Consider the following 13386-nt stretch of genomic DNA (forward strand, 5'->3'; position numbering starts at 1 on the left):
ATTTAAAGCCAGCGTTTGAAATACACAGGAAATAAAAAACCGGATCAGGTCGATCCGGTTTTTTATGAATATTGATGTTATACGCTGAGCATACTATTGAGTGTCTCAGACACATTTTTAGATTTAACCAGTGGCTTTAAGGTTTCAAGCTGTGCTTTTACTTCACTGCGTTGCGGTTCTGCCAAGGTATACCAGCGTGACAATACCTGTAGCAAACGTGAACCTACAATCGGGTTTTTCTCGTCCAGATATTTTGCCAGTCCAATAAAATGCTGCACACCAAAGCTCCAGGTATTGACCGGGTTGGCATTCAGACCACCACTCACTGCACGGATACGGTTAGGCACCGCCAGATCATAATCCGGATGCTGGGTCAGATACGCAATGGTTTCGTCCGTTGCTTTTGGATGCGCTGCCTGAACCATAAACCATTGGTCTAAAGACAAGGCCTCATCTTCAAAGCGGCTATAGAAATCTGCCAAAGCTTCTTCTGCTTGTGGTGCATCATTCCAGACCAAGACTTTCAGCGCACCCAAACGTTCAGACATATTCCCCGTGTGATATTGCTCATAGGCTAAATCAAAGGCAAATGCATCTCCCTGACGAGCCATCATCGTCAGCATAATATTTCTTAAAGCACGCACACCCATCGCTTGTGAGAATTCAGATTGCAGATCAGGATCCAGATTAAGATAAGTTTCTTTCGCTGTTTCTCCAAAAGCACGTGCCAAGGTATGCAGCAAAGCCTCACGCTTTTCCTGAATCATGACCGGATTATAATCCTGATCAATACGGCTACCTAAATAACCTTCCGACGGTACATCAAACAGACGTGATGCCAACAGCGGATCTTTCTCAATCACATCCGGCAAGGTATTGAGCATAGCCTCGATATAAATTTCTGCAGGCTGGTCATCCAGCAAGATACGCTCGAGTAAGGTCTGAGTTGCTTGCCACTGGTTAAAACCATTGGTCTCGTATTGCAACAGGAAAGCCAGTTCTTTTTCTGAATAGTCAAAGTCCAGATTCACCGGTGCAGAGAAATTACGCAGCAAGGACACCACCGGTTTTGCTGTCACACCGCTAAATTCGATCGTGGCTTCATCCTGATCAAACAGATACACGCCATCTTTGACGCCATTTTCAAAGAGTGCCTCAGAGTTCAGCGTTAGCTGCTCACCGCTTTCAGCATCAAACAATGCCAAAGCCACTGGAATTGGAACTGCTTTCAGATTCGGGTATTTGGCATGCGGTTTCAGGCTTTGCTTGAAGTGAAGACGATAGATTTGGGTCTCAACATCGTACTCAGCTTTTACTTGCAATTTAGGCGTACCTGGCTGGTTGTACCAGGTCAGGAAGTTTGAAAGATCCACACCTGAACCTGCTGTAAGCGCGGCCACCCAATCCTCAACTGTTACCGCCTGACCATCATGACGGCGGAAATATTCATCGGTTCCCTGACGGAATTTTTCCTTGCCAAGCAAGGTCGCCATCATGCGGTTAATTTCCGCACCTTTTTCATAAACAGTGGCAGTATAGAAGTTGTTAATTTCTACAAAATGATCCGGACGCGGTGGATGCGACAATGGGCCTGAATCTTCCGGGAACTGATGTGCTTTCAGAACTGCCACATCATCAATACGCTGTACTGCAGCCGACTGTAAATCTTCCGAGAAAGACTGATCACGGAATACGGTCAAGCCTTCTTTCAGACACAACTGGAACCAGTCACGACAGGTAATCCGGTTACCAGTCCAGTTATGGAAATATTCATGCGCAATGACTGACTGCACTCGCATGATAGCAGCATCAGTGGTGTACTCTTCATCGGCCAGCACACATGAAGTATTGAAGATATTCAGACCTTTATTTTCCATGGCACCCATGTTGAATGCACTGGTCGCCACGATCATGTAGTTATCCAGATCATAAGGCAGACCATAATGCTCCTCATCCCAGCGCATGGAATGTTTGAGCGCTTCCATGGCGATCTTGCATTTTGGAATATCTTTTTCTTCTGCGTAGATTTCCAGAGCTACATTGCGGCCTTCCGATGTGACATAGGAATCTTTCATCACTGCCAAATCACCAATGACACAGGCGAACAAATAGCTCGGTTTCTTGGTCGGATCCTGCCACACGGCATAGTGACGATTGGCATCGACTTCACCTGTTTCCAGCAGGTTACCATTTGCAAGCAAAACCGGATATTTCTTATCTGCTTCGACACGCGTCGTAAAGACCGACAACACATCAGGACGGTCTGGATAGAAAGTAATTTTACGGAAACCTTCTGGTTCATTTTGGGTCACAAACAGATCTGAACTGGCCTGATATAAACCTTCCAGCATAGTATTACTTTCAGGATGAATTTTAACCACGATTTCAAGCGACACTTGATCAGGCGCAGTGGCAATCACCAGTTGTTCAGCATCAAGACTGTAGTCAGTTGCATTCAGGATTTGACCATTTAACCGAATCGATTGCAGCTCCAGATCGCGGCCAAGCAGAACCAGATCGCCAGCAGTTTGGCGCTGCATCTCTAGCTTGCTGCTGACCAGACTGTGGTCACTATAGACTTGAATATTCAGGTCGATGGAATCAACAATAAAGGAAGGTTTTTGATAGTCTTTTAAATAAATGGTTTGATCCGCTTCGATCACCGAGTTTGCCGCAATATTCATGTCCTGTCCTAATCTTTTATCGTGTTCGACATTGTTCATGTCAAAATCATACGCCAAGTTTGAAACGCTGTCTGTGCATTTGTATTGTCAGATCTAATATGGGCATTTCATGCACCACTTTCAATGCATTCTGCCTAAATGGGCAGCACTCGGCTCTACATAAGAAATATCTGTGCCATAAAAATAGTCAGAATCATAATTTCTTACATTTTCATAAATAACTGATTTAAAAATATATAATTTTATTTGCAGAGTACCGCATAAATGCAGATTAAAAAATGAGCACACTTATTGCTACAGTTAAACTGTGTTTTTCCACACTTCCAATGAAAGAATAATGATAACGATGATGAGGTGAGTCATGTATTTAAAACAGCATGTAATACGGATCGAAAATATTAAAACTCTGCAGACCCTGGATCAGGCCAATATTGATCATAAAGTGATTGCACTGTTGATGAGCTGTGAAGGTATTCCGCTTCAGGCTCATGAAGTGACTGCCATTCTCAACACCTACGATGCACTGGGTACCAAAAAAGTTCCCTCTAAAAAGGTTCAGGCCTTAATTCATGCCAAACATCGCGGCGAGGAGGACGACACATTACCCTGCCCGGTTTAAAAAGTGTCATTTCATGTTTTTAAAATCAGAGCTACTTCGGTAGCTCTTCTCCTGTTTGGGTGACTATTTTTGATTTAGAAAAATTGCACCAGTCCACTACGTTTGCATCTCATCAGCCGTGTATAATCAAATGCCCGTCCATTCTAGAGTTGCTCGCGACCATGGTATTCAGTGTTCTGCAAAAACAGCTTGATGAAAGTACCCACTGCCCATTGTGTAAGGCATCGATGTATTGGATTGAGGCAGAACAATATGATCAGGAGCTGAGCTATCATGAATGCAGCCATTGCCAGCATCAGCTTTACTCCGATCAAAAGCACAATTGTTATTGCGAACAATGTCTGGCGCAGCGTAAACGCATGCTCAAGGAAGTCCGTTTACAGGAAAACCGTCAATATCATAAAAAGCAGGATCGGCCGGTTCTTGAGCTGAATCAGCTCAGTTTTATCAATAAACTGTTTTTACTTGCGATTCTGGATGAACAGGTTCAGGAATATAGCCAGCACCGCGAATATATTGACTGGCATCAAATTCGATATTATTCCATCAGTCCCAATTATCTGTTCCAACATGGTCTGGTGAAAAGCCTGATCCGGGATCAGGTTCTGATTCCCAAAGATCTCCAGCAGGAAAATCAGCATTATTATATTAATGTGCGACTGGATGGCTATTCTGAACCGACCCTGTTCAGCATTACCCAGCAGCTGCGCAATTGGTTTTATCAAAACCTGAGCCAAGGTGTGCCCTTTAAAAGTGCAGATGAAGTCAAAGATGCACTCTATTGCCTGCTGTATGAAGAAATCATTCAGTTTGCTCAATTCTATTGTCGTAGCTGGAATGTGCAAATTGCCGGAAATCAGAGCTTTCAGACCTTTTGCTATCGTCTTTTGGATGTACTGGCTGTGGGTCAGATTTATTATCTGGTGCAGACCGGGCTGGAATATCTATATAAACAAAAAGCCCTCAAGCCTCGCAATGAAAACTTTATTAATACCAATCTGCTGAAAAAAACCTTGCAGCAGTATCGCGAACGTTCAGTGACGGAAAAATGGGAAACCTCTACCCTGCCACGTCCACCGCAACTAGCTTTCAGCAAGATGAGCGAAATCCTGTTTTATCGTTTTCTGGGCTATGATGAAAATATCTTCTTTCAGCCAGTATGGCGTTCGTGGCACAAGATCGAACCCCGCCTGAAATTTTATTCCCAGAAACGTTGTATGCACTGCGGCTCACAGGAACTGTCGGTGGATTATGATGCCAGTGACTATGTCAGCCTGTTCTGTCGTAGCTGCAAGCATCAAGACCATTATTTTACCCGCTGACCGAATACAACGAATCTTTCTCCTATTCTAAATGACCACGATGACTACTTCGATGCAAGCATTACAGCAAACACTTCTGGACCAGATCTGTGAAGCCTGGTTGAAACTTCAGCAACAGCAACCCCTGGTGCATATCATGACCAATACGGTGGCCAGCAACTATGTCGCCAATATTGTACTGGCTGCACATGCTTCTCCGGCCATGATCGACAATCCTTTTGAAGCTGAAAGTTTTGCCAAGATTGCAGCAGCAATCAGTCTGAATCTGGGTACACCAACTACCGAGCAGGTTCAGGCGATGCAGATTGCTGCGAAAACTGCACATCAATTGCAAAAACCGTGGGTGCTTGATCCGGTCGGTTATGGAACAGTTCTGCGCTGGCGTTCTGGCGTCGTAGATCAGTTGATGCATTCCCAGCCTACGATTTTACGAGGCAATGCTTCTGAAATTGGTGCTTTGGCTGGCAAGCAGATCGAGTCCAAGGGTGTAGACAGCACAGTAGACAGTGCGGATGTTTATTTACAGGCGCGAAGTTTGCTGGATCATTGTGAATGCATCGCAATCTCCGGTGAATCTGATTACATTATTTCGAAAGACTATCCTGTGATACAGGTGTCAGGCGGTTCTGCTTTACAGCCCCGAATCACGGCGATGGGATGTGCACTCGGGGCACTAATTGCTGCCTATAGTGCAGTAACGTCCCCAGCCCTTGCTGCATTAACGGCACATGTACATTTTGCAATTGCCGGTCAATTGGCATTTGAACGTGCGCAACAGTTAGGCAGTTTTAATGTCGCCTTTCTGGATGAAATCCACCAACTCAATACTGAAACAATCCGAAAATACGCCAACTTTAAAATTCTGCCAGAATCCATTTAGTTTACTGGTCGCTTCACAGGGTGTTTGTTCTCCTGAATAGATAAACGCCCCTATTTAGATTGATCCTGCCCATTTGCTCTATTGATCTCCTTAGAAATGTTTTGTCTAGCTCTTTCGGAGATCATTTTTGAGTAGTTTTATTCTGAACTGAGTAGGCTTCATACAACTTATCTAATGATTTCCACACAAACGGTTTCCATTTTACTTAAGATCTGTTTGCATCATGCAAATCTAGTTCATGTGAATTGTAGTTCAATTTTTTGTCAGTATTTAAATATGACTTTTAAGTTTTGATTAACAGGTTACATGAATCAATATTTGATGCTTGATCATGCTTATTTTCGATTGCTGACTTGACTTTTTCGGCTTCAAAATCTCACTGCAATATCCGGATATTCAGCTCAATCGGGAACATGACTAATAGTATGAATAAACTGATAAAAATCAGTTTAAACGAAGGCTCATATTATTTTAATGAGCCACATTCAACAGACATGCATTAAAAAAGCCAGCTGCCACTAAAGCAACTGACTTTTAGAATTTGAACAAATAACGTGTTTAAAACACCTGTTTAACCTACGTAATGAATGCTGACCGACTTGATACGATTGCTTTCAATTTCAGTGACTTTGAACTGCACACCTTGATAATTTAACTCGGTGCCCACTTCAACCGTACTGTTGGTTTTATCCAGAATCAAACCCGCCACACTGATATAACCGGCATCTTCATCAATCAGATCAATCATGCCAAGCTCAAGCTCAAGCTGATAAAGATCTAACATGCCCGATGCAATCCAGTGCGTATCATCGATTTTAACTAGATCTAGCTGTTCGTCTGCATCCGGGAATTCACCAGCAATTGCTTCAAATACATCTAGCGGTGAAATCAGACCCTGTACATTACCAAACTCGTCACTCACCAAGACCAAAGAACCTTTAGAAGTACGCAAGGTATTAATCGCGTCAATAACTTTCATCTTTTCAAAGATATAAATTGGGCGATGACGTTTAATCAGTGCTTTTAATTCTTCCGGCTCTTCCAGTACATCCAATAATTCTTTGGCACGTACTACGCTAATCACCTTATCCAGGCTACCGCGACATACCGGGAACAGACTGTGTGGAACAGACAGAATTTTTTCACGGATCTGTTCTGGGCTATCTTCCAGATCAACCCATGAAATCTGACCGCGCGGCGTCATGATCGAAGCGACTGAACGCTCTGCAAGGGTAAGCACCCCACCAATCATATAGCGTTCTTCATCTGCAAAGGTTTCTTGTGCCTGATTATTTTGACTGTCGGTCGTCTCTAGCTTGCCACCCATTAACTTCAGGATCGAGTCAGCGGTACGATGACGCAAAGGAATCTTAGATTCATGTTTAGCAGCATTACGCTGACCGAACTGGTTGAATGCTTCGATTATGATCGCAACACCAATACCTGAATAGATATAGCCTTTTGGAATATGGAAACCAAAACCTTCTGCAATCAGGCTGATACCAATCAAAAGTAGGAAGCTTAAACACAGAATCACCACGGTTGGATGGCGATTCACAAAGTTGGTCAATGGTTTCGATGCCAGTAGCATCACGCCCATTGCGACAATCATGGCAGCCATCATGACATAAATATTGTCGACCATACCAATGGCGGTAATCACTGAATCTAAAGAGAAAACAGCATCTAAAACAACAATCTGTGCAACAACAGCAGTGAAACTTGCATATACCACATTGGTAGACACTGTGACTTCAGGTTTACCTTCAATCTTTTCATGCAGCTCAGTAACGGCCTTATACACCAGGAACAAGCCACCAAATAACAAGATCAGGTCCCGACCGGAGAAGGTCCAGTCAAACACAGTAATCAATGGTTGTGTCAAAGTGACCAACCAGGCAATGGCAAATAACAGGCCTAGACGCATGAATAATGCGAGAGACAAACCAATAACACGTGCTTTATCGCGTTGTTCAGGAGGAAGTTTTTCAGCCAGAATGGCAATGAAGACTAGGTTATCAATACCTAAAACAATTTCAAGAATAATAAGAGTAATTAAACCTACCCAGATTCCGGGATCTAATAAAAATTCCATTAGAGAATGACCCCGTTCGAGTAAGCTAGAAATAGAGATGGAAGATCAACGCACGGCGAGGGATCCATTAAAATTTAACCTATGCAACTTAAGACTATTCCATTATGCATAAACTGAGTATTTTGTAATGTATTAATTTACAAAAAAATTACATGATCATGATTTTATTGAGACTTTTATGACCAACTGATTGATGCTGAAACTGATTAATTTTAATTTTTTCTACATCATGTATTCGAATTGAATTAAAAATAAACAGAATTTAGTTTGATTAGGCTATTATTTTTAAGGTCACTTAAAGATTAGAGCATAAACTATTTTTTTATTGAAAGAACAATCACTTAAAAATATAGCTGTAAATAATCATTTACTATATTGACTAAAACCACTCAATCACCCTATATTTCTTAAATCGATTAATTTATTGAAATACAATTATTTGCATTAAAACCTATTCAGACAGGCTGCTTAAGAATAATAAAAAGTCTTGGAAAACATTTCTACTCACGAAATACATAATGAGGAATTAAATTTATACAAAATATTATCGCCTTTCATCCGATTTTAAAGAACAATCTTCGCGCCAGATAAGGCTCACATGCAGAACTGATCAACTCCTTGGGATGTTAAGCAAAACTAAAAAGTGTTAGCGCTTTAACATTTTTAAAATAAAGGTTGAAATATGCATAAACTTTTTCATAAAATGAACGGGCCCTAGAAAAATAAATACAAGGAACATTTCATGACTAAGAAATATGCAAAATTTTTGCCGTGTACGGAAGAATTTAATTTAGAAAACTTTCCATATTATTGGGTAACTCAGGTTCATGCTCAATACGTCGTTAATGTCGATCATGCACTAAAAAAGTATGGTGTTGACAATTCCCGCCGCCGCATCCTTCTTGCACTAAAAGCCAAACCGCATGCCAGTGTTTCTGATTTGTCAGAGATGGTTGTTTCTAAAATGTCGACCACGACTAAAATTGTCTACCGCTTAAAAGACGAAGGTCTGGTTGAAACCTATTCATGTGAGGATGACGCACGGATTACCCGAGTATTTTTGACTGACAAAGGCATGCAAATGACACATAAGATCAATGATCTGACCAATGTCGTACTGGAACAGTCATTTGAAGGCCTGACGCCTTTGCAAATTGAAAAAACCATGGAAAGTTTACGTCATATTTTCAAAAATTTAGCTCGTTAAAGACCTACTTTTTATTTTAAATAGACGCTGGCGAATTGGCGCATACTTTATAATAATAAATAATTCGCCAGAGCTTTCTAAAAATCAAAAAAGTTCAGTTGTGGACTGACTTTTTTGATTTTTTCTTTTGGTACATGTGAGCATTCAAAATCTTCTACCGGAAAGCCCTCTACAAAGTTACGAATATCCGGATGCCTTAGCGTTAGCCATTCTTGCAGTCGCTGCTGTGGAATCACAATAACCGAGCGTTTGATATTACCCGGCTCATGAAACTCCTTCATCATGGGATGGTCAATTGCATCCATGGTAATCATACTGGCAGAGCGTACAATTTCACCTTGTACCCGAGCAATCTCATACACAGCTGCAATAAAAGTCGCCTGACCATCTTTACGTCTTACACCCCAACGCTGCGGTTTATTGTCAAAATATTTGGACTCATAAAATTCCGATACCGGAATGACGCCAAAATGACATTTGGCGGTGGCTTCAGCGAAGGTGGGCCTTTGCAGTAAGGTTTCATTTCTGGCGTTATAGGTCTTGGTACCTATAGTTTTGTCTTCTGCCCATTTCGGAATGAGTCCAAAATTCACGGAACGCCATTCCAGTCCTTGAGCTGAATGAAACAAAAGCGGTGTAGCATAATTGGGATAGACCTCCTCTGGATATTCAAAAGGAATTTCTGGCAATCCCAGATTATGCAACTGCTCTAAGGTTAAAGGCTTAAAATTGGCGCACATGGTTCATATATGTAAATCATTCGACCATCAGATTATACCGTGATGCCAAGTCGAAGCCTGTCGTATTTCTATAGTTTTAGGCGCATTGACTGTTATGAATTCGGTACGGTCAACCAATGTGTCCGGGTAAATTCCTCAAAAATCCAGCGGCCATTAAAACGACCCAATCCTGAATTTTTCTCGCCGCCAAAGGGTGCGTTTGACTGGTCTGCAACACTAATCCCATTAATATGCGTCATCCCAATATCCAGTTGTGCGGCAAACGCGCTGCCTCGCTCGATGTTTGAGGTACATACTGCACTGGATAGACCAAACTCGGTCGCATTGGCCAGGTTTAAAGCATGTGCTTCATTCCGGGCTTTTAAGATAGGTAAAATCGGACCGAAGCTTTCTTGCTGCGCCAGATCGGAATCTTCCGCGACATCAATAAAAATATGCGGATAGACCAGATTCCCTTCAATTCCTCCTTCATACACCAGTTGTGCGCCCTGCTCGCTGCCTGTTTGAATGATCTGTTGATGCTTTTCAACCTGACTCTGATTAATGATCGGACCGATCACGGTATCTTCCAGATTTGGATCACCCACCGGAATCATTTTGATCCGATCCAGGAGCTTATCTACATAAGCATCATGGATAGAGGCATCGACAATGACCCGGTTAGTACTCATGCAAATTTGTCCCTGATGCATAAAACGCCCCATCAGCGTTAGTTCAACCGCAAGATCAAGATCGGCATCATCCAGAATGACCAAAGGTGCATTGCCACCCAGTTCAAGTGCCAGACGCTTGATTCGTGAACTGGCCAAGGCTTTACTGCCGACACTTTTCCCCACTTCGGTGGAGCCGGTAAATGAAATCATTTTCGGCACTGAATGCTCAACAAAATAATCCCCGATTTCACTGCCAGCACCGGCAACAATATTCAGTGCACCTGCAGGCAAACCTGCCTCTTCAAATAATTTACCAATTAAGGTGCCGCCAGTCACCGGCGTATCACTGGCCGGCTTCAATACAACGGTATTGCCACAGGCAATTGCAGTAGCCACTGAACGTAAAGACAAATGAAATGGAAAGTTCCATGGACTGATGACTGCAATCACGCCTAAAGGCTTACGTAAAACCATACTTTTACGTGCTGGATCTTTGCTTTCGAGCTGTTCTGTTTGGATCTGATCTGGAAAAGCCAGACTTTCCTGAATGATGCCTAAAGCAGCATCTACCTCAACGCCGGCTTTAATGCGCGTACTGCCTGATTCAATAATGAGCCAGTCAATGATTTCGTCCCGACGCTGCTGAATAATTGTCATCACATTTTGCAGCACTGTTTTTCGTACTTCAGTGGGATTCAAAACACCCTGCTGAAAAGCCTGCTCTGCTGCGGTATAAGCACTGTCGACATCGACAGAACTGGCAGCTGGCATACTAAAAATTTCACTCTGGGTATAGGGATTAATATTTTTTATTATTCTGGTTGAAGTACCAGCTTGCCACTGACCATGAATAAACTGCTGGTCTAAATTTTGATATACCGTTGTCATTTTATTGTTTCCTCACATGCTTTGCCCCACTTTAAGAGTTCAACTGGAAAATTTCTAGTCAAAACAACGACGGCTTACCATTAGACAATAAAAAAGCCTCCGAAGAGGCTTTTTTAAGCTAGACAGGATTAGTCACCTGTATAACCTTTTAACTTTAAACGCGCTGCGTGCAGAAGCGGCTCGGTATAACCTGATGGCTGCTCACCACCTTTAAAAATCAAGTCAGATGCTGCCTGGAACGCAATATTGTTGGCAAAGTCAGCAGACATTGGCGTATACAGTGGATCATTGGCATTTTGCTCATCCACAATTTTCGCCATACGTTGCATAACTTCTTCTACTTGCTCACGACTTACGATACCGTGACGCAACCAGTTCGCAACGTGTTGTGAAGAAATACGTAGAGTTGCACGGTCTTCCATTAAACCGACATCATTGATGTCTGGCACTTTAGAACAACCTACACCCAAATCTACCCAACGAACCACATAACCTAAAATACCTTGACAGTTATTTTCAAGTTCTTTGGTTTTTTCTTCTTCAGACCAGTTAGTGTCTTTCGCCAATGGCGGTGTCAACAAATCATCTAGAGATAAAGGCTGAGTCGACAATAGTTCTTGCTGACGGTCTGCAACATTAATCTGGTGATAGTGAATCGCGTGGATCACCGCACCTGTAGGTGATGGAACCCATGCACAGCTCGCACCCGCTTCAGGATGTTCAGCTTTGGTTTTGTACATGTCAAGCAGCATGTCTGGCTTTGGCCACATGCCTTTACCGATTTGTGCTTTACCACGTAAACCTGCTTGCAGACCGATCATCACGTTACGGTTTTCATAAGCTGGGAACCAGATTTGGCCTTTTACTTCGCCTTTACGAACGAATGGACCAGCTTCCATAAAGGTATGGATTTCATCGCCGGTACGGTCCATGAAACCTGTATTGATGAAGATAGTACGATCTTTGGCTTGTGCAATACAGTTCTTCAAGTTCACAGAAGTACGGCGTTCCTCATCCATAATCCCGATTTTTAAAGTTTTTGCAGGTAAGCCAAGTGCCTGTTCTGCACGTTCAAACAATTCAACGGCAAATGCCACTTCTTCAGGACCATGCATTTTCGGCTTAACGATATACATTGAACCTTGACGCGAGTTCTTGATCGTGTTTTCACCTTTGATGTCTGCAAAAGACAACAATGGCGTAACCAATGCATCCATGATGCCTTCATAGATTTCTGCGCCATCTACCAGAATCGCAGGGTTTGTCATTAAATGACCAACATTACGCAGCAACATCAATGAACGGCCGTGAACTTTAGTTTCACCACCTTCTACATTTTTGAAAGTACGGTCTTCATTCAGTTTACGGGTAACAGTTTTACCGTTTTTCTCAATAGACTCTTCTAAAGTACCTTTCATCAGGCCTAACCAGTTACGGTAGCCTTCTACTTTCTCTTCAGCATCAACAGCTGCAATCGAGTCTTCCAAGTCCTGAATGGTCGTAACCGCAGCTTCAAGAACTACATCTTTTACACCAGCAGCATCAGTTTGGCCAATCGGGCTGCTGGCATCAATTTGCACAATAGCGTGCAGGCCATTATTTTTAAATACGATTTCAGTCGGTGCTGAAGCTTCGCCATTGTAGCCAACGAATTTAGCTGCATCTGCCACAGTTGTTTTTGAACCGTCTTTTAGGGTAACAACCAGTGCATTAGCTTCAACTGCGTATTGAGTTGCATCTGCATGCGAACCTTGTGCCAATGGGAAAGTTTCGTCGAGGAAATTCTTTGCAAATGCGACAACTTTTTCACCACGTTTCGGGTTATAGCCTTTGCCTTTTTCCGCGCCATCTTCTTCAGAGATGACATCGAAGCCATAAAGTGCATCGTACAAAGAACCCCAACGTGCGTTTGCAGCGTTCAGGCAGTAACGTGCATTACGTACTGGTACCACCAACTGTGGACCTGCCAGTACTGCAATCTCTTCGTCTACATTTTCAGTGCTGATTTGAAAATCTTCTACTTCTGGTAACAAGTAGCCAATTTCAGTCAAGAAAGCTTTGTAAGCTTGTAATTCAAATGTGTTATTGCGGTGCCATTCATCAATTTTCGCCTGAATGTCATCACGCTTAGCCAAAAGTGCTTTATTTTTAGGGCTAAGATCAACAACGACTTGTTCAAAGTTTTTCCAGTATGTTTCGCTGTCTAAACCAGAACCTGGTAGTGCTTCATTTTCGATGAAATCGTAAAGTTCTTTAGCAATCGCTAACTTGCCTTTTTGAATACGTGCAGTCATTGTC

Annotated in this window: 9 protein-coding genes; 4 read left to right on the forward strand and 5 right to left on the reverse strand. The window is 42.6% G+C overall.

The window, feature by feature from the left end; all coding sequences use genetic code 11:
* Positions 1 to 77 precede the first annotated feature (77 nt).
* Positions 78 to 2684, reverse strand: a complete 2607-nt coding sequence (pepN, locus tag I6L24_RS12905; protein ID WP_216986632.1) for an aminopeptidase N — start codon at positions 2682 to 2684, stop codon at positions 78 to 80.
* 361 nt (positions 2685 to 3045) lie between these two features.
* Between pepN and I6L24_RS12910 the strand changes: the two genes are divergently transcribed.
* From I6L24_RS12910 to thiM, 3 genes are all read left to right on the forward strand, one after another.
* Positions 3046 to 3303, forward strand: coding sequence for a hypothetical protein (locus tag I6L24_RS12910; protein ID WP_005252210.1), 258 nt, complete (start codon positions 3046 to 3048; stop codon positions 3301 to 3303).
* Between the two features lie 161 nt (positions 3304 to 3464).
* Positions 3465 to 4625 (forward strand): hypothetical protein, encoded by a 1161-nt coding sequence (locus tag I6L24_RS12915; RefSeq protein ID WP_005106588.1) that lies wholly within the window; start codon positions 3465 to 3467, stop codon positions 4623 to 4625.
* Positions 4626 to 4656: 31 nt separating this feature from the next.
* The gene (thiM, locus tag I6L24_RS12920; RefSeq protein WP_082180536.1) at positions 4657 to 5505 is read left to right on the forward strand and encodes a hydroxyethylthiazole kinase; all 849 of its coding nucleotides are present in this window, start codon (positions 4657 to 4659) and stop codon (positions 5503 to 5505) included.
* A gap of 571 nt (positions 5506 to 6076) precedes the next feature.
* On the opposite strand, the gene I6L24_RS12925 is transcribed toward thiM, so the two are convergent.
* On the reverse strand, positions 6077 to 7600 hold the full coding sequence (locus tag I6L24_RS12925) for a TerC family protein (RefSeq protein ID WP_005247303.1): 1524 nt from the start codon (positions 7598 to 7600) through the stop codon (positions 6077 to 6079).
* 742 nt (positions 7601 to 8342) lie between these two features.
* Between I6L24_RS12925 and I6L24_RS12930 the strand changes: the two genes are divergently transcribed.
* Positions 8343 to 8807, forward strand: coding sequence for a MarR family winged helix-turn-helix transcriptional regulator (locus I6L24_RS12930; protein WP_004278843.1), 465 nt, complete (start codon positions 8343 to 8345; stop codon positions 8805 to 8807).
* A gap of 77 nt (positions 8808 to 8884) precedes the next feature.
* Here the strand turns inward: I6L24_RS12930 and I6L24_RS12935 are convergent, their stop codons facing one another.
* From I6L24_RS12935 to I6L24_RS12945, 3 genes are all read right to left on the reverse strand, one after another.
* Positions 8885 to 9547: an SOS response-associated peptidase family protein gene (locus tag I6L24_RS12935; RefSeq protein WP_216986147.1), complete on the reverse strand. Its 663-nt coding sequence runs from the start codon at positions 9545 to 9547 to the stop codon at positions 8885 to 8887.
* A gap of 92 nt (positions 9548 to 9639) precedes the next feature.
* Positions 9640 to 11088 carry an aldehyde dehydrogenase family protein gene (locus tag I6L24_RS12940; RefSeq protein WP_216986148.1) on the reverse strand — a complete coding sequence of 483 codons (1449 nt, stop codon included), beginning with the start codon at positions 11086 to 11088 and terminating at the stop codon, positions 9640 to 9642.
* 128 nt (positions 11089 to 11216) lie between these two features.
* On the reverse strand, positions 11217 to 13382 hold the full coding sequence (locus tag I6L24_RS12945; protein WP_216986149.1) for a malate synthase G: 2166 nt from the start codon (positions 13380 to 13382) through the stop codon (positions 11217 to 11219).
* Between the last annotated feature and the right edge of the window lie 4 nt (positions 13383 to 13386).

Source organism: Acinetobacter lwoffii, from assembly GCF_019048525.1.
Lineage (GTDB): Bacteria > Pseudomonadota > Gammaproteobacteria > Pseudomonadales > Moraxellaceae > Acinetobacter > Acinetobacter lwoffii_K.

Coding starts and splice junctions, on each gene's coding strand:
- I6L24_RS12935 (WP_216986147.1), bottom strand. CDS start 9,547: ATGTGCGCCAATTTTAAGCCTTTAACCTTAGAGCAGTTGCATAATCTG.
- pepN (WP_216986632.1), bottom strand. CDS start 2,684: ATGAATATTGCGGCAAACTCGGTGATCGAAGCGGATCAAACCATTTAT.
- I6L24_RS12945 (WP_216986149.1), bottom strand. CDS start 13,382: ATGACTGCACGTATTCAAAAAGGCAAGTTAGCGATTGCTAAAGAACTT.
- thiM (WP_082180536.1), top strand. CDS start 4,657: ATGACCACGATGACTACTTCGATGCAAGCATTACAGCAAACACTTCTG.
- I6L24_RS12915 (WP_005106588.1), top strand. CDS start 3,465: ATGGTATTCAGTGTTCTGCAAAAACAGCTTGATGAAAGTACCCACTGC.
- I6L24_RS12930 (WP_004278843.1), top strand. CDS start 8,343: ATGACTAAGAAATATGCAAAATTTTTGCCGTGTACGGAAGAATTTAAT.
- I6L24_RS12925 (WP_005247303.1), bottom strand. CDS start 7,600: ATGGAATTTTTATTAGATCCCGGAATCTGGGTAGGTTTAATTACTCTT.
- I6L24_RS12940 (WP_216986148.1), bottom strand. CDS start 11,088: ATGACAACGGTATATCAAAATTTAGACCAGCAGTTTATTCATGGTCAG.
- I6L24_RS12910 (WP_005252210.1), top strand. CDS start 3,046: ATGTATTTAAAACAGCATGTAATACGGATCGAAAATATTAAAACTCTG.